This window comes from uncultured Clostridium sp. (genome assembly GCF_963515715.1).
Classification (GTDB): domain Bacteria; phylum Bacillota; class Clostridia; order Clostridiales; family Clostridiaceae; genus Clostridium_AW.
Genome location: NZ_CAUPZS010000031.1, coordinates 15,328 through 36,897 on the forward strand (window position 1 = coordinate 15,328; position 21,570 = coordinate 36,897).

Below are 21,570 nucleotides of genomic sequence, written 5' to 3' on the forward strand. Positions count from 1 at the left end.
CTTTTTATAGGTTGGACAATTATGATTTGTGTTTACATATTTTTGTTAATGTAATTTCAAGAATTAATCATAATTATAGTTGACAGAATATTTTTCAAGAAAAGTAGCTGCTATATTTTTATAATATGCGTCATTTGATATGAGAAGATATCCCTTAGTACATAGCCGTGATAAAGATGAATGAGTAAAATTATTTATTATATTAGAAATCTGTTGAAAGGTATAATTACAAAAGGATCTCATTATTAAAACAATAATTGCCCTGTAATTAGATATTTTTCTGTTATATTTAATGTTAATTAAACTGCTGTCTAAGTTATATTCTTTAAAAAAGAAATTAAGGACTTCTTTAGGTGTGATATCTTTAACCAAAGGTTTTACTCCGCTGAAATAATAAGATGTGTCATTAGATAAATTGTATTGTAGATTTAGTTTATCACTAAAATTTATAAGTATATCTTGAATATGCTGCTCTTTATCTGTACATCTATTTTTAACATAAGTATAATATTGCTGTGCAGCTTTAATTGGATCTTTACAGTAATAGTTTAGTAAAAATTCACAGTTGATAATATTATATTTATTTTTTGTCTTTCCAATATATATCCCAAAACTAGAATAATCATAGTTTTCAACAGTTTTACTATATCCTCTTATATCTTTAGGATTATTGTGTATATATGCTGACATTGAAACTATATTTTCTTCTTTTGAAGCTACAAAGCTTTTAAATCTATCCATAAATACATGACCACGTCTATCATATATCTTATTATAATACTGAGCATAACTTTGATTAATTGACTTCATGAACATACTAATGTCCGCATTTTTAGAATCGATCAATAGATGAATATGAGTATCCATCAAACAGTAGGCAAATACGTCGAATAAGAATATATTTTTATATTTCTTTAGTATAGTAAGAAATTTATCCTTATCATTTTTGCTTCTAAATAGACTTATCTCTTTAGGCCCACGCATTATAATATGGTATACTCCATTATCTGCTTTTACTCTAGGGATTCTAGGCAAATTATTTCATCCTTTCTATTTATGAAAATTTTTTATTTTAAATAGACATTAATAATTATAGACATAATGAATATATTTAAACAATATATTTAAAGAGGTAAAATATAAAAGATAAAAATAGGGAAGTAGTGTGAACCGTCCCTTAATTCATATATGGAGGTTTGTCATGAGCTTTTATTCATTGTTTTTAATCGCATTAGCTCTGTCATTAGACGCTTTCGGTGTAGCTTTGTGCGTTGGCTTAAATAAAAATGTAAATATTAGATATAAATTATTGTGTTCTTTATCCTTTGGTTTTTTTCAATTTTTGCTTTCTTTTATAGGAGCATATGCAGGGCTTCTTTTTAATACATATATTGCATCAGTGCCACAGATAATTGGTGGAATTGTAATATCTACAGTGGGTATTCTTATGATAAAAGAAGGTATAGAGAATAAAGAAGAGTGTATTCTTGTGAAACCAGGTATGTGGATGATTCTTGGAATTTCTGTAAGTATTGATGCTTTGGTTGTTGGATTTACAGCATTAAATAATATTAGTAATAGAATTACAATGCTAAATAACACTTTGTTTATTGGTTTAACTGCTCTAATAAATACTATGTTTGCATTTTTTATAACTAAATATTTAAGGAGAATTGAGTTAATTGGTAAATATGCTGACTATATTGGAGGAATAATTTTGGTTTTATTTGGAGTCAAAATGATGTTTTTTTAAAAATTAAGATTAATATAGCATATTTATGATATAATAATTTATTATAAGTATAAGGTGATAATATGAGTATAGATGAGTTTTTGAGATTAAATAATATTAAGATAACTAAAGGAAGAATAAAAATAATTGAAGCATTAAAAGATTGTAGTGTTGGAGTAACTGCAGAGTATATTCATGACCAGTGCAAAAATAATGGATATAATCTTGATTTATCTACAGTTTATAGGAATTTAGAACTGTTAACCAACAAAGGTATCGTTGATAAGTTTGATATTGGAGATGGTAAATATAATTATGTAATAAATCATAATAAACATACCCATTTATTAGAATGCACTATTTGTCATAAAGAAGTTGAAATTGATTGCCCAATTCAACAATTAGAACAAATTATTAAAAATAAAACGGGTTTTACCCTTGATGAACAAGAGGTTAATATAAAGTTTAAGGGAGTCTGCAAAGATTGCCTAATTAAAAAATAATTATTAACTTTCAGGAATTTGGTATAGCTTTTTTACTTTCCAAATTCCTTTTGAGTTTTTTTCAACTAGAACATCGTATTTTATCTTTTTATAAGGGGACTTTCTTTGTGGGCCAACAACTTGTACAATAGCAACTTTCCCATCAGAAAATGTCGTGTGAAAGCTATTGATATGGTGTAATTTATTACGATTTAATATGCCACTTGTTACATATCTTTCTACTGAGTAAGTTATTTCTCTACTGTTTATATGTATAATTCTTATTCTTATGAAAGCTAAAAGCAATAAAATTACTATAAATATAATTAAATTGGACTTATATTTGCTTTTGATTCTCTTTATTTTTTTTGTTTTCATGGAAGTCACCTCATGATAAATTATTTGCAAGCATTTAATAAATTTATATATACTACGATAAATAAATTATATTTAAGTACATGTATAATATAGGAATAAAGATATAATTCCATTATATACAAAAAAAGGTAAAAAGTAAATTGTTTATATAAGGGAGGAATTTGAGTGGAATTTTCATCACTTATTTTAATGAAAAAAGAAAATAATATTTTTGTAAAAGAGTTAGGTAGCTATAAAGTTGATGAAGGAGCAGAGTATATAACCCAATTTTTTTACGATGGAGAAAACATAAATTTATATTTTGATACAAAAAATGATGTTGAAGAATGGGAATATACTGCTATTTATGATTGTTTTAATGAGGAAATATTTAAGGAGAAGGGTTATTATATGGAATATATAGATGATGAATATAACCCAACATGGTTAATTAAGTTTGAATATATAGAGGATATTGAAGAGATAGAAAATAAGCTAAGTGAAATTTGCCATTTGATTAAAAATGAAATGGATAGAGTTTTTGAAGAAATTAAGTTGAAAAAAGATGAATATGTATAGGATATGTAGTATGTATAATTATTTTGTTAGTTAAATAATTATTTTGGCAGAATTATTCTAATTTTGTATTTATTTCATGGATACACTATGTTATTATCATAGTTAGATGACTAAACCAGTATTAGTATGCTTGTTTTTATGTAAATGTTATTTTAAGGAGAATAATCATGAGACTTGAGTTTATTGATCGTGTAAGAGATAATGAGGTACTGGGCAAAAGTATCTTAACTAGTGATGGAAAAATACTTTTAAAAGCAGGAATTAAGCTTTCAAATAGCTATATAAAGAAATTAAAAGAAATAGGGGTATACTACGTTTATATTGAAGATAAAAGGCTTGAAGACGTAGTTCTTGAAGATAATCAGCTAGTAGAACTAAAACAATTTACAATGCAAAGCATGTCTCAAATAATTAAAAACATCCATAGTTGTAATGGTAAAGAATTACGGCAGACTTTAAACGTTGTAGAGGATCTCGTGCAATACATAATTGAAATGGGAGATGTAAACAAAAGCATATATGATATCAAAACTTATGATAATTATACATATATTCATTCTTTGGATACATGTATAATGGCTTCTTTCTTGGGACTTTCAGCTGGTTTTAAAGAAAAAGAAATAAAAGAATTAGGAATTGGAGCTGTTCTACATGATGTAGGTAAAACTAAAGTACCTATAACTATTTTAAATAAAGATGATAAGTTAACGGAAGAAGAGTTTAATGAAATAAAAAAACACACGATTTATGGTGGAGAAATATTAAGAAAAAACTATTCAATATCTGATGATATAATCGATATTGTTGAGCAGCATCATGAGAGAGTTGATGGTAGAGGGTACCCTTACGGATTAGTAAACAATAATATTTCTAAATTTGCTAAAGTAGTATGTATTTGTGATGTATTTGATGCAGTAAGTAATGACAGATGTTATAGAAAAAAATTTACTCCTAATGATGCTTATGAGTTGATCTTAGCAGGTTCTGGTGCAATATTTGATGAAAAACTTGTAATAGACTTTAAAGAAACCTTTGCAATTTATCCATTAGGTAGTTGTGTAAGACTTTCAACTGGTGAAGAAGGGTATGTAGTAAGGCAAAATAAAGGCTTTCCGGATAGACCAATAGTAAGAGTATTATATGATAGTAAAACAAAATCTCCAATACCATTTTATGAAATAGACTTAATATTAAATCCAAGTGTTGTAATTTTATCTTTAGTTTGAAATAAGAATAAAAAAGAGCTGTCGACTATTAATTATATAAGTAAGTTGACAGCTCTTTAAAATATATATAAGTTTTAAGTTTAACGGATGCAAATTTAGGTAGATTCAGGGACGGGTCATGAAATTCAACTAAAATAAATTTTTTATTTATAAAGGTAATATTGATAAAACTAATATATAATAGTATATATCGCTTTTATCAATATTACAGTTTGAAAAGGGAGATTAATAGAAATGAACAATAGAGACAAATTTATAAATCTTGTATTAGAGGGATGCGTAAGAAATTTAGGATATTCTATACAAGAACTAAATATAGATTATGCGGGAATTATAAGTCAATGGATATTAGTAAAAAAAATAGATGAATATAATCATAAAGTTATTCTATTATGTTATGAATACTATGATAATAAAAATGATCAGTGGATCATAAGGGATTTACAGGATAATTTAAACATTGGTAACATGACTCTAGCTAAAATATTCTTTACTAATGATTATCAATGGATTGAAAACTATATTAAGCAGATTGATAATGAACCTTCACAGGATAGTTCAGAATATAATTTTGATAATATAGATAAATCTTGTGTCATATTAGATGAAAATGGAGATAGGATATTTTATTATACAGGAGACAATGAAGAGATTATTAATCTAATGTCATATTATATAAATATTAACGCAAATAATAATAGTAGTAATGTGAGTAGAAAAAGAGGTTTAGAGAAAGCTACAATTACCTATATTTTTATGGGAATTAATATATTTATGTATATAATAACAGCGATTTTATCAAGAAATTTAATAGATAGTAATGTTAATGTGTTAGTGTTTTTAGGTGCAAAGGTCAATCCTCTAATTGATAGAGGACAGTACTATAGATTACTTACATGTACTTTTCTCCATGGAGGAATTGTGCATTTAGGATTTAATATGTATGCTTTGTATTCACTAGGACCTTTTGTAGAGAAAGTATATGGTAAATGGAAATATGCATTTATATATTTAGTATCAGGTATAGTTTCATCTACTTTTTCATATATGTTTTCACCAAGTATATCAATTGGAGCATCTGGTTCAATTTTTGGTTTGCTTGGAGCTTCTGCAGTAATAGCATTGAAGTATAAAGATAAACTTGGCAGAGGTTTTATAAACAATATAATGTCAGTTATATTTATAAATTTAATTATTGGATTTTCAATAGCAAATGTAGATAACTTAGGTCATATTGGTGGATTAATTGGTGGTTTAATTATATCATTTATATTTATGGCAGGCGTAAAAGAGTAAAAAACAACAGGGGACGGTTCATTCCAATCCCCTGTTGTTCTGTATCTATTATGCTCGTTTTAGCTAAAAATGTATGAACTGTCCCTACATCCTACTCATATATCTTATCAGTTTATGGGTGAAAATGTATGAACTGTACCCATTAATTTCCCCATTAATTTCATTAATTCACTATGATTTAGGGTCTCTTTTTCTAGAAGGTTTATGGAGATTTCTTCTAGAGAGGATATTTCTTTGGCTAAAAGTTCTTTTGTTTCTTCATATAGTCTATCTACAAGATTTTTGCATTCGAGTATTATTTTATCTTGATTTATATTGAGATCCATTAGCTGTTGCATATTTAGTAGACCTAAAGTTTCTCCCATTCCGTATTGTGTTACCATGTGAAAGGCTATATTAGTACATTGTTTTAAGTCACTGTGGGCACCAGTAGTTATAGAATTTTGTCCGAATTTTAAATCTTCCGCAGCTCTTCCACCTAGCAGTACCATAATTCTTTTTTCTAAATAGTCTTTGCTTTGGTACATGCTATCTTCTGGTATGCTTATAGTGTATCCGCCAGCCCCTTTGGTGCTTGGAATAATTGTTATTTTATCCACTCTCTCATTAGGGAGAGTTTTAAGTGATATTAAAGCATGTCCTGCTTCGTGATAAGCTGTTATTCTTCTATCTTTTTCTTTAATGTAATCTCTATTTTGTTTTTCATATCCTGCCATAACTATTGAATAAGCTTTATCTAAATGTAAATTTTCAATAAAGGAGCTATCTTCTTTACAAGCAATTATAGCAGCCTCATTTACAAGATTTTCAAGCTTAGCACCTGAAAAATAAGCAGTTTTATGTGACCAGTTTTCAACATCTATATTATTTGTTGGTTTATTTTTTAAATGAAGGGACAAAATCTTTTTTCTAGCACTTAAGTCAGGTAAGGATACTTCAATATGTCTATCAAATCTACCTGGTCTTAATAGGGCTTCATCTAACATGTCTAATCTATTTGTTGCTGCCATAATAATTATTCCTTCTTTTTCATTAAAACCTGACATTTCAGTTAATAAAGCATTTAAAGTTTGATCTCTCTCGTCAGATCCACCAGCTTTTGAGTTATCTCTTTTTTTACCTATGGCATCAATTTCATCTATGAATATAACGGCTTTTCCATGACTTCTTGCTTTTTTAAATAATTGTCTTATTCTACTAGCACCAACCCCTACATATACTTGTACGAAATCTGAACCAGACATTGCATAGAAAGGAACATTAGCTTCACCAGCTACAGCTTTAGCTAGAAGAGTTTTTCCAGTACCTGGTTCACCATATAATATAATTCCTTTAGGCATTCTTGCACCATAAGAACTATATTTTTCAGGGTTTTTTAGAAAATCTACTACATCCATAACACTTTCTTTTGCTTCTTCATTACCAGCTACATCGTTAAAATTAAAAGGCATGTCTGCTGTAGCGGAAGTGTCTAGAGAATCTACAGACAACATTCCTCTTGAAGTTATGTTTGATGATTTAGCTAATCCAACTATTAATGAAATTATGGAAATTACAAAGGCTGACGTAAAAACAATGTTAGGAATGTCTGAAGGCGCGTTTTCTGAAACACGAACTCCTGACGTTAACATAGTTTCTTTAAAATTATCTATTCTAGGGTTATCTGTTTCATATATTTTACCATCTGTTAGTTTAATTTTAATGCTAGGTGTATTTGTAAGATAAACTGTAGATACTTCTTTATTTGAGAGGTCTGTTAAAAATTCTGTATAACTTTTATTGCTTGTAGATTTAAAATTAAAGTTTACTCCTACTAACAACATTAAGGATATAACCGCTGTAATTATAGGAATGTATATATGTTTTTGTTTAATTTTATTCATGTATATACCTCCTGTATATAAAAATGTATAGCGAAATTCGACATGATTTTCGGTTTAGCAATATATTATAATATTTTTATATAATAGTCCAATGAAAATCATAAAATTTTCTATAGTAAATTATGTATGTTATTGCAGAAATTAATTTTTACTGTATACTTTAATATATAAATACTGTTGAATAATATGTAAATAAAGCTAGGGGGGACACCTCTTATATTTAAAAAACGGGGGGATAATATGAAAATTTCATCAGTAAAAGCTTTAATAAAAGAAGAAGATATTTTAGGAGCATTAAAAGAGTTTATTAACATTGAAGGATTAGAGTTTAATAAAATATCTATAAATGAATTTATAACTGTAGAAGGTAGCTATAAAAAGGTAGTTAGCGTTCCTTTTTCAGCAAAGCTAGCCATTGGAAGTATAAAAGATAACTTATTGAATGTGAGCATATTAAAAGTAAAAGTGGCTAAGATAGGAATAATAAATGGAATTAAGAATTTTGCATTAAAAAAGGTATTAAAAGAATTTGAAGGATACGGAGTTAAAGCGGAAAAAGAAACTTTATCTGTAGATATTAATACAATATCAAAATTAGTACCCTATGTTAATTTTGATTTAAAATCTGTAACTTTATTTGAAGGTTCTTTAGAAGCGGAAATAGAAAATGTAGTGTACACTCAAGAGAAAGAAACTTTAAAAATTGAAAAAGAAGAAAAAAATGAGGAGTTTATTCCTCAAGATGATTGCTATACTGAAATTAGAAAGGAAGTTGGACAAAGGGTTCCAAATAAATATGAAAAAATTGTAGAATACGGAATGATTATACCGGATATTGTAGCACTACTTTGGAGACTGTTAAGAGATAAAAGGGTTAGCACTGTTACCAAAGCTAAAGTTGCGGGAACTATTTCATATTTATTATTACCTTTTGATATTTTGCCAGACTTCATACCATTAATAGGGAAAATAGATGATATAGCAATAGCTTTTTACGGACTAAACTCTATATTAAATGATGTACCAGAAGAAGTTATCCTTCAGAATTGGCAAGGAGATAAAGATATAATAGTAACTATAAAAGAAGGTACTAAATATGTATCTGCATTAGTAGGGACTGAAAACGTAACAAGATTAATGAGTGCAGTGAAAGGTTTTAATAAAAATATCAGTAAAATGGATTTAAAAAAAGAAAAACAAGGGAAGGCTCAAGAAAGTTTAAGTGTATAAAGATATGTTCTTAGGGCATTAAGTAAATAGATGGTTAAAGGGAGGAAGAAGCTTTAATGAAAAAAATTACGATATACACTGATGGGGCTTGTAGGGGTAATGGAAAAGAAAATACTATCGGTGCATATGGAATAGTTCTTATGTATAATGAGCATAAAAAAGAAATAAAAAAGGCAGTAAAAAATACTACAAATAATATAATGGAATTAACAGCAGTTATAGAGGCTTTAAATATTCTCAAAGAGCCTTGTGAAGTTCAGCTTTATAGCGATTCTGCTTATGTAGTAAATGCAGTAAATAATAAATGGATTGATTCTTGGCTTAAAAATGGATGGAAGACTTCTTCAAAGGAACCTGTAAAAAATAGAGAATTATGGGAAAGCTTAATAGAATTATTGAACTATCACCATGTAAAATTTATTAAAGTGAAGGGCCACTCTGACAATGAGTACAACAATAGATGTGATAAATTGGCTAATGAAGCTATGGATGAAATGTTAAGAAATGAAGTTTAAATTTTATATGAAATAAATTCCATCAAATTATTGAATTAAAAAATTATAAACTGCATAATCTATTGTTAGATTCTATATAGGAGAGGTGATAGATATGCGTAATAGAATTATAACAGGAATGGTGCTTGGAGCGGCTGCAACAATGCTATTAATGCCCGATATGGATAGAAATACAAAAAGAAAAATGAAAAGGGCTAATAAATATATAAGAAACAGTGCAGAAGACGCTTATGAAGGCATGATGAAGTGGATGAGATAATGCATTAAAAGGGAAGTGAGTAATTTGCTTCCCTTTTTAATATTTCTTATTTTCACATAGTGGCAATAGATTTGTTTTATAATGGCATTAATAATAAGAAAAGTAAGAAAATTATATTTATTTATATAACTTTATTATAATTTTCATTTATTTTAGTTATAAATGGATAAAATATGTTATAATATACTAGGATTTGTAATAGATTAATACATTTAATATAAATTTTCAAGTAAAGGAAGAGTGGACTATGGAAATATTGTCACTAGGTGAAAAAATTAAAAGAACAAGAAAAGAACTAAATATGACTTTGAAGGACTTAGCAGGTGATAGAATTACTCCAGGTCAAATAAGTCTTGTAGAGTCGGGTAAATCTAATCCTAGTATGGATTTACTAGAGTATTTAGCTGTGGCTTTAAATACCTCAGTAGAGTATTTGATGGAATCTGAAGAAACACAAGCGGAAAAAATATGTACTTATTATGAAAACATAGCTGAATCATACATACTAAATAAAGATTTTTACTTAGGAGAACAATATATTGAAAAGGCCTTTTTTTACGCAGAAAAATATAATTTAGATTATAGAAAGGCTAAAATTTCCTATCTAAGAGCATCAATATACATGAATAAGGGTGAAATGACCATAGCTCAGCAATTTTTCTTGTCTGCTAATGTAATCTTTATAAAGGAAAATAGATATGAAGAAATAATAAATACCTTTGTAAATTTAGGAAAAATAACTTTGAAATTAAAAGCATATCACTCTTCAGCAAGTTATTTTCAACAGGCTGAAAAGGTTTATATTGATAATAACATAGGCAACGATTTTTTATTAGGAGAAATTTATTATAATATGGCAAACGTTCAATATGCATTAGAGAACATTGGAAAAGCTATAGATTATTCATTTTTAGCAAAGGAAAAGTTTAAACAAATTAATGATAGAAAATCTTATGCAAGTACATTATTAATGATATCAGAACAATATAACAAAAAAGGTGATATAGATAATGCTATAAAATATTCTAAAAAGACTTTGGCTTTATACAAAGAAATAAAGGATGAAATTTATGTTGCTCAAATTGAAAATAATTTAGGAAAATTATTCTATCAGTTTGATAATATAGAAGAATCTTTCATTCATTTGAATAAGGCAAAAGAAATAAGGAGAAATATAAAAGATTCAAAACTTATTGAAACTTTAGTTAATATATGTGAAAATTACATTAAGCTAAAAGATGTAAAGAATGCTAAGACAACCTTAGATGAGATTATAGAAAGCATGAAAGATGGAGATAATAGTGCATTAATACAATATTATTTATTAAAATATAGAGTTCATATGTTACAAGGAGACTTAAAGGAAGCTGAGAGTTCTTTATTATTGGCTTTAAATTTTGTTAAAAATATAAATTATTTAAAAGAAGCGGCAGAAATATCAATTATGATAGGAAAATTTTATATAGATTATGGTAGAGAAAGTGAGGCTGTACAATATTTAAATTATGGAGTGGAAGTCTTTAAAAAGCTAGGTATAATAAAAGAGTGTTAAATGGATAGGTGAAGAATTATGGAAATACTTTCTACTGGTGAAAAAATCCGAAGAGCTAGGATATATAAAGGATATACTCTGAAATATATATGTGAAGATAAAATTTCCGTATCTAAAATGAGCTGTATAGAAAATGATAAGGTTGTGCCAGAGGAATGGATATTAGACTTTTTAGCAGAAAAGTTAGATCTTGATATAGATTATTTAAAAGATGATGTGAAAAGTCAAATTAAGAAAAACTTAGAGAAGCTAAAAAAAGGCAATAGAACCGATTATCAACAACAGCTGGTATACAATTTATCTTATGCAGAAGAATATGGATATTATAAAGAAGCTTTTGAAATTATGCATTTAATGTTTGTCTACAATATTCAGATGGAAAAATATGAGAAGCTCCACGTTTTAATGTCTAAGTACTACGATATTTGTTTAAAATCAAAATCCGATGAAAACCAATTAACATATTATATGGATATAGCTAAATATTTTTATTTTTCTGAGGAATATATGCAAGCAGCGGGATATTACAACACAGTAAAAGAAGAAGCTAAAAAAAGAAATGATAATGAATTTATTGCAAGAGCCACATTTAACGAATGTCATTGTTATATAATGGCAAAGCAGTATGATATAGCTTATAAAGTAGCAAAAGAACTTATGGGTTTAATAATTTTTTTCAATGATGATTTAAAGAAGGCAGAAAGCTTTCATATGATGGCACTCTTAACTTTAATTAATAATAAAGATGATTTTCAACACTATGAGAAGAAGGCTTATGATTTATATGGTGAAAATAAAGTTAATATAGCTAATGCTGAATTTAACTATGCTGAAGCCATGTTTACTCTAAATTTAAAGGACAAGGCAGTTGAATATATTAGAAAAGGTTTAAACTATTGTCCAAATGAAGAAGAGGAAACTTTGGTTAAATATATGCTTAAATGTATAGAAAAACTTATAGATAACAATATAATTGAAGAAGCGGAAAAAATAAGCGATGAGGCAATAAATTATGCCATACATTTAAGAGATATGAGATATATAGAAAAAGCTTATCACTTAAAAGCTCTTATATTAGGTAAAAAGGGTGAGCTTTCTTCAAAAGAAATGTATATGAATTTGTCATTAGACGCTTTAATGAAATCTGGAACAAAAAAGCAAATATATGAAAGATATATGGAAATGGGGCACATGTATTATAATATGACAAATGTAAATGAATCTATAAAATATTTTAGTTTAGCCTTAAATATTAGTAAAACTATATAATGGAGAAATTTGAAGCAATTAATAAAAAACTTTAAAAATAAAAAACCTATGCTATAAAACGCATGGGTTTTCTATTTTTTAAGCTAAATTAGACTTTGACTTTCTTTGACCAATGTTATATAAAAAATAGAGAGAAAACATTCAGATATTCAAGGTTATTCAGGGACGGGTCATGAAAAGTAACATGAAAACTAATAAAAAATCAGTAAAATATGAGTAAGTAAATTAAGTCAAATGAGCAAAATAATTAAAAAGTTAGTGAAAATTCATGACCCGTCCCCAATTAACCTGATTAAAACTTAAAAGTGTAAAAAATAAAAATATAAAATAAAACATAAAATATAAAATGGAGGTGTTCATTTTGGATATTGAAAAATTAACATTAAAGGTTCAGCAGGCTATAAATGATTCACAATTAGTTGCTGTAAAACATAGTCACCAACAGATTGATATAATTCACCTTTTCGCAGCTCTAAACTCTGAAGATGATGGACTTATTCCTAATATCTTTGGGAAAATGGGTGTAAACATTAAACTGTTAAGAGAAGAAATAAATAGAGAATTAGATAGGATGCCTAAGGTATTAGGGGAAGGTGCTCAAAGCGGTGGCGTATATGCGACAAGAAGATTTGAGGAAGTTTTTATAAAGGGTGAAGAAATAGCTAAAAAATTTGGAGATTCATACACTAGTGTTGAACATATTACCCTTGCCATTATGGATATTGATAAAAATGGAGTAGTGGGAGGAATATTAAAGAAATTTAATATAAATAAAGATGACTTTTTAAATGCTTTATCTCAGGTGAGAGGAAACCAAAGAGTTGATACTCAGGATCCAGAAGGAACCTATGAAGCTTTAGTTAAGTATGGAAGAAACTTAACTAAGGATGCTAAAAATCATAAAATAGATCCGATTATAGGTAGGGATGAGGAAATAAGAAGGGTTGTTAGGATATTATCTAGAAGAACAAAAAACAATCCAGTACTTATTGGAGAGGCAGGAGTGGGTAAAACTGCCATAGTAGAAGGATTAGCATTAAGAATAGTAAAAGGAGACGTACCAGAAGGACTTAAAAATAAAACTATATTTTCACTAGATATGGGAGCACTAATTGCAGGAGCTAAATATAGAGGTGAATTTGAAGAAAGATTAAAAGCAGTATTAAAAGAAGTTCAAAGTAGTGAAGGAAAGATAATATTATTTATAGATGAGATACACACCATAGTGGGAGCTGGAAAAACAGAAGGAGCTATGGATGCTGGAAATCTTATCAAGCCAATTCTAGCCAGAGGGGAACTTCATTGTATTGGTGCAACTACTTTTGATGAGTATAGAAAATATATTGAAAAAGATAAAGCCTTGGAAAGAAGATTTCAACCAGTTATTGTGGAAGAGCCTACAGTAGAAGATAGTATATCTATACTTAGAGGGTTAAAAGAGAGATTTGAAATTCACCATGGTGTAAGAATTCATGATTCAGCAATAGTAGCTGCCGCAAAGCTTTCTCAAAGATATATTACAGATAGATTTCTTCCAGACAAAGCTATAGATTTAATTGATGAAGCAGGAGCTATGATAAGAACAGAAATAGACAGTCTTCCAACAGAGTTAGATACTATAAAAAGAAGAATATTTCAACTGGAGATAGAAAAGGAAGCCCTATCTAAAGAAAAGGATATTCGTTCACAAGAAAGGCTTGATGGATTAGAAAAAGAGCTGAGCAATTTAAAAGAAAAAAATAAAGAAATGACAGCAAAATATGAAAAAGAAAAAGAACAAATTACTTCAGTGAGAAATTTAAAAGAAAAGATGGATAGTGTAAGGGGAGAATTAGAAGAAGCGGAAAGAAGCTATGACTTAAATAAAGTGGCTGAATTAAAATATGGAGTAATACCTGGAATAGAAAGAGATATAAAAGAAAAGGAAGCAATAATCAATGAAAATCAAGAAGGGAATATGTTAAAAGAAGAAGTTACTGAAAATGAAATAACTCAAATAATTTCAAAATGGACTGGAATACCTGTATCAAAACTACTGGAGGGGGAAAGAAAAAAATTATTAAGACTTGAAGATGAATTAAGTAAAAGGGTAATAGGACAGGAAGAAGCGGTTAGAATAGTATCGAATGCAGTAATAAGAGCTAGAGCAGGTATGAAGGATCCGAAAAGACCAATAGGTTCATTTATTTTCTTAGGACCAACAGGGGTAGGTAAAACAGAACTTGCTAAAACTTTGGCGAAAAATCTATTCGATAGTGAAGAAAGCATAATTAGAATAGATATGTCTGAGTACATGGAAAAATACTCTGTATCAAGGCTTATTGGTGCTCCTCCGGGATATGTAGGATATGAAGAAGGTGGACAGTTAACTGAAGCAGTAAGAAGAAAGCCATATTCAGTAATTTTATTTGATGAAATTGAAAAAGCTCATGAAGATGTATTCAATGTATTTCTTCAAATATTAGATGATGGAAGACTTACAGATAATAAAGGAAAAACAGTAGATTTTAAAAATTGTATAATAATAATGACATCCAACATTGGAAGCGGCTATCTTCTTGAGAATAAAAGCAATTCAGGTATAGAAGAGAATATTAGAAATAGGGTTATGAATGAACTTAAAAATAGATTTAAGCCGGAATTTTTAAATAGACTTGATGATATAATAATGTTTAAGCCTTTAACCAATAGTGAAATTACAAAAATTATAGATATATTCTTGGAGAATATAGAAAATAGATTAAAGGAAAGAAATATAAGCTTAAAAGTTACAAATAGAGCTAAGGAAACTATGGCAGTAGAGGGATACGATCCTATTTATGGTGCAAGACCTTTAAAAAGATATATTGAAAATACTTTAGAAACTCAAATTGCAAAAGAAATAATAAAAGGAGAGATAATTCCAGGAGATGTAATAGGAGTAGACGTTAAAGGGAAAAATATTTTAATAGAAAAAATACAATAATAATTTCCTTGAATTGCTAAGCATGAATGAGAAAATAGAGGTTAATCTATTGTTAAGAGGTAGATTATATTTTAAGAAGGTGCTAATATGAAAAAAAATCGATATTTCCTCATTTATGTATTAATTTTAATAAGTATTTATTCAGCTACGGGAATCAATAAAGTAATGGCTCAAAATAATAACAAAGAAAAGATAATTTTTTTGACCTTTGATGATGGGCCATCGGCCAATAATACTCCTAAAATACTAGAAATATTAAAAAATAATAATGTAAAGGCAACTTTTTTTATAATAGGTGCTTCTGCAGAAAGTTATCCTCATATAGTAAAAAATTTGTATCAAGAAGGAATGTGTATACTTCCCCATACTTATTCACATAACTATAAAGCTATATATAATACTTCTGAAAGTTATTTTAATGATCTTAACAAATGCATTAGTTCTATAAAAAAAATAACAGGTGCAGAACCAATCCACTACACAAGGTTGCCAGGAGGATCTGACAATCTTGTATCTAATGTAGAAGTACTAAGGACTATAAGAAATAAATTGAATGCAAAGGGTATTGACTATGTAGATTGGAATGTTAGTTCAGGAGATGCACAAGGAGAAGTGGTTGAAGTTAACATTTTAAATAATAATATAAAATGCCAATGCACCAATTTAAATTTAGCTGTAATATTAATGCATGATAGTTACTATAAAACTACTACAGTGGAATCTTTAGACTATACTATTAAGCATTTAAAATCTCAAGGATATAAATTTAAAAAAATAGACGAAATGACGCCTAGTGAAAGAAGTAGTTTGATAAAAATGAGGGTCATAAATAGAAGATAGATATGAGTTAAAATATGCCTAAGTTATAAAAATTTTATAATTTGGGCTTTTTACTTTCTCAGGATAATGTAATTTTATGAGTATATTTGCAGTAATATGAAAAATATTGAAAAGTTAATTAAAGGAATATACAATATAATTAATATATTGGAAATAATATTCCAAGTATATGAATTTAGTACTATATATTGAAATAAATGATAGTGAAATATAAATTTGTGTATTATAAGCAAATATTGTATATAAATAAAGGAGGCATTTATATGTAGAAAGGAGGTGATAATATGTGTATTCTAGGAAAAGAAATGAATTATATTGTAGAAAGTTGTATTTCTGGTATAATAAAGAAGAGTATGGGAAGAGGACCAGAGAAGACTAAAGTAGATATTAAAGAAGGTAATATTAATATCTATATTAAAGGAATACTTTCGCAGATTGAAAAAACTGCTCTACAAAAAGAAAAAAATTATGAAAGAGTAAAATTTTTTAGACAGGGATTAACACCTATACTGACAAAAGAGATAGAAGAGGAGATATCCGAAATTCTATCCAAGCAAGTACATATCACTTTTAATAATGAAAACATTCATGAAAATTATATGGAAATGGTACTAAAAATTATATAATGGTTAAGCTAATGGAGGGGTAAAAATGAAAAGCTTTGTCCAAAGGTGAGCCAGTGCAAGTGTAATTATTACTTTGTGCTGGCTCATTTGTTTTTACAATTATTTTAATAAAGGGAAAATAATAGCATATAATAGGTACAAATTTAAGTTTGATGAAAAGAGGTGATATTTAATTGGCGATTCATTTACAAAATCATAAGCGTACTAAAACTCATAAAGAAAAATTGTTAGGAAAAAACTGGGAAAAAAATATAATAAGAAATATAGAAGTGGGATTAACAAAAGAAGAATTTAAAGTATATTATCAACCTAAAATAGAGCTAAAAAGCAAAAAAATAGTGGGTGTTGAGGCCTTACTAAGATGGGAAAACTCTAATTTTAAAAACATACCTCCAAATAAAATAATAAATTTAGCCGAAAAATCAAATTTAATATTTGAAATAAGTAATTACATTATGAAACGAGCTTGTTATGAAGCCAATAAATTTTTGGACATTGAGTCCATGGATTTAGATTTATCAGTAAATATATCCAGTAGGGAATTTGAAAATTTAAATTTCGTTTCTTGGATCAGTGGAATACTAAATGAAACTGGATTAAGTCCAAAAAGATTAGAAATAGAAATAACAGAAACCACTGCTGTAAAAGATATTGATTGGACGGTAAAACTTTTAAATGATATGAAAAAAATGGGGGTTAAAATTGCTTTAGATGATTTTGGAACAGGATATTCTTCTTTTAAATATTTAAATATACTACCTATAGATATTATAAAAATAGACAAGCATTTCATAAATAAAATCCAAGTAGATAGGAAGCAACAAATAATTGTATCAAAAATTATTGAAATGGCTCACTGCTTAGAATTAAAAGTTATAGGAGAAGGAGTTGAATCCTTTGAAGAACTACAAATTTTAAGAGAATTCAATTGTGATGAAGTACAAGGATATTACTTTAGCAAACCCATAAATAAAGAGGATTTAAAAGAACTAATGATCTAAAAAGATGTTAGATAATTACAAAGGAAGGAATGATTTTAAATGAATTTTTGGAAAAATATTAGCGTGAAAATTAAACTAGTATTTAGTTTTACTTTTCTTTTTGCTTTAATTATGGCAACTGGATTTCTAGGAATCGAAGGAACGAATAGGATTAATAAAAATGCTCAAAATATGTATTCTAATAATTTAAAGACTATAAAGTCTTTAGAAAGTATAAAAGGAAATTTTAATGATATGAGAGCAAATGTACTGTATTTAATTCTAGAAAAAAATACAGTAGAAGAGGGGAGTGAAGAACTAAAAGATATAGAAGGAAAAATTGAAGAGCAACTAAGAATTTATGAAGAAATTGAAATGAATGAGGAAGAGAAAATATTATACGAAGAATTTAAAAGTCAATACAAAGAGTATGTAGACCATAAGAATCAGTTAGTAAAGTTTATGGAAGAAAATAAATATAAAGAAGCTCTTAATTTGTATAACTCAGAGATGATAAAATTAAGAGAGGATGCTTTTAATATTATAAACAAGATTGTTGAAATAAACGATTTAGAGGCATTAAATCAATATGAGGACAATGAGGGCATGTATTTGATGGCTAGAAATTTAATAATTACTGCTACAATTTTAGGTGGAGTAATTTCTATAATATTTATTGTTGTCATGAGTATTAATATCATAAAACCTTTAAATAAAATTCAAAATTTTGCACAGAGACTTTCACAATATGATTTCTCCTCTAATATTGAGATTAAAAGAAAAGATGAGTTTGGAAAAACCGCTTTATCTTTAAATGATGCTAAAGATAATATGAAAAAATTAATTAAAGAAATAATCAAGGATTCCAATTGTGTATCTGAATCCAGTGAAGAACTTTTTGCCACTATTGAAGATTTAACAGCAAGTATGAATGATATTAACACTTCAACTATTGAAATAAATAAAGGAACTCAAGAGTGGAGTGCAAGTACAGAAGAGATGTCTGCTTCAATGACGCAGGTTGATTCAAGTGTAGAAGAACTATCTAAAAGGGCAGTTAGTGGAATTGGATATGCCATTGAAATAAAAGAGAGGGCATTAGAATCACAAAGGAATGGACAAAGTGCCCATGATGAAACTCATAAAATATATTATGAAACTGAAAAAGATATTCTAGAAGCAATTGAGGAAGGAAAAGTGGTAGAGGAAATAAAAGTTATGGCAAATACTATAGCTAATATTTCCGAACAAACTAACCTATTGGCACTTAATGCAGCTATTGAAGCTGCTAGGGCAGGAGAGCATGGAAAGGGCTTTTCAGTAGTAGCTGAAGAAGTAAGGAAACTTGCTGAGCAATCAAGTGAAGCTGTAACTACAATACATAGTACTATAGAAAAAGTACAGGAAGCCTTCACTAATCTATCACAGAGCAGTCAACAGATATTAGATTTTATTCAAAATCAAGTAAAAGAAAAATTTGAGTTCTTTATAGAAATAGGAAGTCAGTACAATAATGATGCTGATTATTTAAATAATATGTCCCAAGACTTAGCCTCTATGACTGAGGAAATAAATGCTACAATAGAACAAATAAGTTCAGTGATAAATGAAATAGCTAGTGCCGCACAAGAAAATGCTTCATATACTGGAGAAATATTAGCTAACGTGGAACATACAACAGAAAATATGGATAAAATAAAAGCTGATGCAGAATACCAAGCGAAAATTTCCGAAGAATTAAGGGAATTAGTAGTTAAATTTAAGATATAAAAGATATAAAAAGTAAACAATACCTCGTAGATATTACCCTACGAGGTATTATGTTGGAAAACAATAGGGGACGGGTCATGAAAAATAGGCAGAATTAATGCCTATTTTTCATGACCCGTCCCCTAATTTATTTAAAATGGTCGCTTCTAATAAGTTTGTCGGATATGCTTAGAACTTCTATGGCGTGACGTTTTTCCTCTTGGGTTTTATAGTCGCCTATATATACGCCGTTACTTAATACTGTAAAATTTTTGCGGGTTTTTAGTAAGTTTCTTCCCATAGCGGTATTTATAAATTCTTTTTCAGGGATACCCATAAGATAAGCTACTGTGGGCATTATATCCACTTGTCCACCTATGGTTTTGAAGCTTTTCCCTTTTAGATTATTTGAATATATTATTAGAGGTACCTTAAAATCTTCTTTGTGCCACCAGTCTTCTTTGGGGTTTATAGCTTCCAATTTATCTTTATAATATTTATGAACACCGCTGTGGTCACCGTAAATAACCAGTACTGTATCTTTTAATAAATCATTTTTCTCCAAAGAACTCATAAATTTTCCTAAATGTTTATCAGTGTAGTGTATACTTTGGAAATAGTCACCTAATATATTACTATCCATTTCAGCAGATAGTTTCATATGCCTGTACTCTTTTGGAAGGTTAAAAGGCATATGACTGGTTAGGGTAACGAAGAAAGAATAAAAAGGTCTAGGTTGAGAAATTATTTTTTCGCTTAGCTGTTTTAAGTAGCTTCCATCGCTAAGTCCTAAGCCAATGGTCTCATCTAATTTAAATCCCGTAACATCAGTGCATTTATCAAATTCCATGGATTGCAGGGCGGGCATCCAATTCCAATATCCACCGCCATCTGGATGAAAGGCAGAGGTATAATAACCGAGTTTTTTCATAAGTCTAGGCAAAGAGTTATATTTATTTCTTGGAAAACGAAAAAATGTAGAGCCATTTTTTACTGGATACATGGAGGTATTAGCCATTAAATCTCCATCAGAGCTATTTCCACCGCTAACTTGTTCATATATTTCTGAAAAGTGAAGGGAATTTTTTAATAGCTTATTTAAGTTAGGGGTTATCTCCTCACCATTTACCTTTGCTCCTATTGTGAAACTTTCTAAGGACTCTACTTGTATGAATACTAGATTTTTCCCCTTTAAAATTCCTTTATAAGAATTATCTTCAGCAACATGTTCCTTCTTTTCATACCAGGCTCTTATTTCATTAAGATCATTATTCGTTAACTCTAATTTTTTTGAGTTTTTAAAATACAGATAACTATCATATATATGATATCCTATAGGTGACATATTGCCTATATTATAAAGAGGAGACCAGTACATATAAAAGTACCTTTTGTTTTTACCCTCCTCTAATATATCGTAGCGGTAGTGGTAGTAAAAAGATAGAGAGCTACTTAGTATAAATAATATGAAAAATAAAGAAACTTTCCTCTTAGATTGCCTATAAGTTGTCTTTTTTCTCAAAATCATAACTAAAAAAATTAGGATATCAATAAAAAATAATATATCTTGAGTTCTTATCATTGAAATTATTGTCTCCCCAAGGTTTTCTAAATTCCCTCCTTGGGATAAACTATATAAAGATATAAAACCTTGAAATCCCCTGTAATATATAAGGTCTGCCACCATAAATAAAGATAATAAAAGATTTATAGTTGTAAAGGCTAAAGCTTGCCCTAGACCTTTGAATAAATACCCGATAGATACAAAAATAATTATAAGACTTATATATAGAAAACTAATTAAATACATAGGTAATTTAGAAAATGCAATATAATTTCCAGAAGAAGAAGCTATATAACCAAGAAAAAATATAGACTTCATTAATAGAGCTAATATAGTAAAGAAGAAAATACGGTTTTCATTAAATATAAGAATAGCTTTATTAATATAATCTTTAAATGTAGATGGTTTGTATGAATTATTTACAACTAACTTCATTTATTTAAAATCCTTTCCAATGTTACCTTAA

The 21,570-nt window shown here is 28.2% G+C and carries 19 protein-coding genes; 15 read left to right on the forward strand and 4 right to left on the reverse strand.

The genetic code is table 11. From position 1 onward, the window contains the following. Positions 1 to 63 precede the first annotated feature (63 nt). Complete coding sequence (locus RYO54_RS17025) at positions 64 to 1,035, reverse strand: transposase (RefSeq protein WP_315121496.1); 972 nt, start codon at positions 1,033 to 1,035, stop codon at positions 64 to 66. A gap of 166 nt (positions 1,036 to 1,201) precedes the next feature. Between RYO54_RS17025 and RYO54_RS17030 the strand changes: the two genes are divergently transcribed. Then, positions 1,202 to 1,753 (forward strand): manganese efflux pump, encoded by a 552-nt coding sequence (locus RYO54_RS17030; protein WP_315121499.1) that lies wholly within the window; start codon positions 1,202 to 1,204, stop codon positions 1,751 to 1,753. Positions 1,754 to 1,815: 62 nt separating this feature from the next. Then, positions 1,816 to 2,235 (forward strand): Fur family transcriptional regulator, encoded by a 420-nt coding sequence (locus RYO54_RS17035; protein ID WP_315121501.1) that lies wholly within the window; start codon positions 1,816 to 1,818, stop codon positions 2,233 to 2,235. A 3-nt stretch (positions 2,236 to 2,238) separates the two neighbouring features. Here the strand turns inward: RYO54_RS17035 and RYO54_RS17040 are convergent, their stop codons facing one another. Next, entirely contained in the window at positions 2,239 to 2,592 is a 354-nt protein-coding gene (locus RYO54_RS17040; RefSeq protein ID WP_315121504.1) for a hypothetical protein, read from the reverse strand. Between the two features lie 165 nt (positions 2,593 to 2,757). Here RYO54_RS17040 and RYO54_RS17045 point away from each other — a divergent pair, with 165 nt between their 5' ends. The 3 genes from RYO54_RS17045 (at position 2,758) to RYO54_RS17055 (ending at position 5,672) form a co-directional block, all read left to right on the forward strand. After that, positions 2,758 to 3,150 carry a DUF6762 family protein gene (locus RYO54_RS17045; protein WP_315121507.1) on the forward strand — a complete coding sequence of 131 codons (393 nt, stop codon included), beginning with the start codon at positions 2,758 to 2,760 and terminating at the stop codon, positions 3,148 to 3,150. Between the two features lie 167 nt (positions 3,151 to 3,317). Beyond that, a complete protein-coding gene (locus tag RYO54_RS17050) occupies positions 3,318 to 4,376 on the forward strand; it encodes an HD-GYP domain-containing protein (protein ID WP_315121511.1) in 1,059 nt (352 codons plus the stop codon). Positions 4,377 to 4,610: 234 nt separating this feature from the next. Then, a complete protein-coding gene (locus tag RYO54_RS17055; RefSeq protein WP_315121514.1) occupies positions 4,611 to 5,672 on the forward strand; it encodes a rhomboid family intramembrane serine protease in 1,062 nt (353 codons plus the stop codon). A 107-nt stretch (positions 5,673 to 5,779) separates the two neighbouring features. Here RYO54_RS17055 and RYO54_RS17060 read toward each other — a convergent pair whose 3' ends face one another. Next, positions 5,780 to 7,555, reverse strand: coding sequence for an ATP-dependent metallopeptidase FtsH/Yme1/Tma family protein (locus RYO54_RS17060; RefSeq protein ID WP_315121516.1), 1,776 nt, complete (start codon positions 7,553 to 7,555; stop codon positions 5,780 to 5,782). A gap of 240 nt (positions 7,556 to 7,795) precedes the next feature. Between RYO54_RS17060 and RYO54_RS17065 the strand changes: the two genes are divergently transcribed. The 10 genes from RYO54_RS17065 (at position 7,796) to RYO54_RS17110 (ending at position 19,561) form a co-directional block, all read left to right on the forward strand. Beyond that, entirely contained in the window at positions 7,796 to 8,785 is a 990-nt protein-coding gene (locus RYO54_RS17065; RefSeq protein ID WP_315121518.1) for a YkvA family protein, read from the forward strand. Between the two features lie 56 nt (positions 8,786 to 8,841). Continuing rightward, positions 8,842 to 9,300, forward strand: a complete 459-nt coding sequence (gene rnhA / locus RYO54_RS17070) for a ribonuclease HI (RefSeq protein WP_315121521.1) — start codon at positions 8,842 to 8,844, stop codon at positions 9,298 to 9,300. 94 nt (positions 9,301 to 9,394) lie between these two features. After that, positions 9,395 to 9,559 carry a YtxH domain-containing protein gene (locus RYO54_RS17075; RefSeq protein WP_315121524.1) on the forward strand — a complete coding sequence of 55 codons (165 nt, stop codon included), beginning with the start codon at positions 9,395 to 9,397 and terminating at the stop codon, positions 9,557 to 9,559. Between the two features lie 247 nt (positions 9,560 to 9,806). Then, on the forward strand, positions 9,807 to 11,111 hold the full coding sequence (locus tag RYO54_RS17080; protein ID WP_315121527.1) for a tetratricopeptide repeat protein: 1,305 nt from the start codon (positions 9,807 to 9,809) through the stop codon (positions 11,109 to 11,111). An 18-nt stretch (positions 11,112 to 11,129) separates the two neighbouring features. Beyond that, on the forward strand, positions 11,130 to 12,380 hold the full coding sequence (locus RYO54_RS17085; RefSeq protein WP_315121530.1) for a helix-turn-helix transcriptional regulator: 1,251 nt from the start codon (positions 11,130 to 11,132) through the stop codon (positions 12,378 to 12,380). A 361-nt stretch (positions 12,381 to 12,741) separates the two neighbouring features. Continuing rightward, positions 12,742 to 15,345: an ATP-dependent chaperone ClpB gene (gene clpB / locus RYO54_RS17090; RefSeq protein ID WP_315121533.1), complete on the forward strand. Its 2,604-nt coding sequence runs from the start codon at positions 12,742 to 12,744 to the stop codon at positions 15,343 to 15,345. 87 nt (positions 15,346 to 15,432) lie between these two features. Further along, positions 15,433 to 16,185, forward strand: a complete 753-nt coding sequence (locus RYO54_RS17095; RefSeq protein ID WP_315121536.1) for a polysaccharide deacetylase family protein — start codon at positions 15,433 to 15,435, stop codon at positions 16,183 to 16,185. 284 nt (positions 16,186 to 16,469) lie between these two features. Then, on the forward strand, positions 16,470 to 16,811 hold the full coding sequence (locus tag RYO54_RS17100; protein ID WP_315121539.1) for a Na-translocating system protein MpsC family protein: 342 nt from the start codon (positions 16,470 to 16,472) through the stop codon (positions 16,809 to 16,811). A gap of 173 nt (positions 16,812 to 16,984) precedes the next feature. Next, entirely contained in the window at positions 16,985 to 17,812 is an 828-nt protein-coding gene (locus RYO54_RS17105; RefSeq protein ID WP_315121541.1) for an EAL domain-containing protein, read from the forward strand. Positions 17,813 to 17,851: 39 nt separating this feature from the next. Continuing rightward, a complete protein-coding gene (locus RYO54_RS17110; RefSeq protein WP_315121544.1) occupies positions 17,852 to 19,561 on the forward strand; it encodes a methyl-accepting chemotaxis protein in 1,710 nt (569 codons plus the stop codon). Between the two features lie 127 nt (positions 19,562 to 19,688). Here RYO54_RS17110 and RYO54_RS17115 read toward each other — a convergent pair whose 3' ends face one another. Continuing rightward, the gene (locus RYO54_RS17115; RefSeq protein ID WP_315121546.1) at positions 19,689 to 21,539 is read right to left on the reverse strand and encodes an LTA synthase family protein; all 1,851 of its coding nucleotides are present in this window, start codon (positions 21,537 to 21,539) and stop codon (positions 19,689 to 19,691) included. Positions 21,540 to 21,570 lie beyond the last annotated feature (31 nt).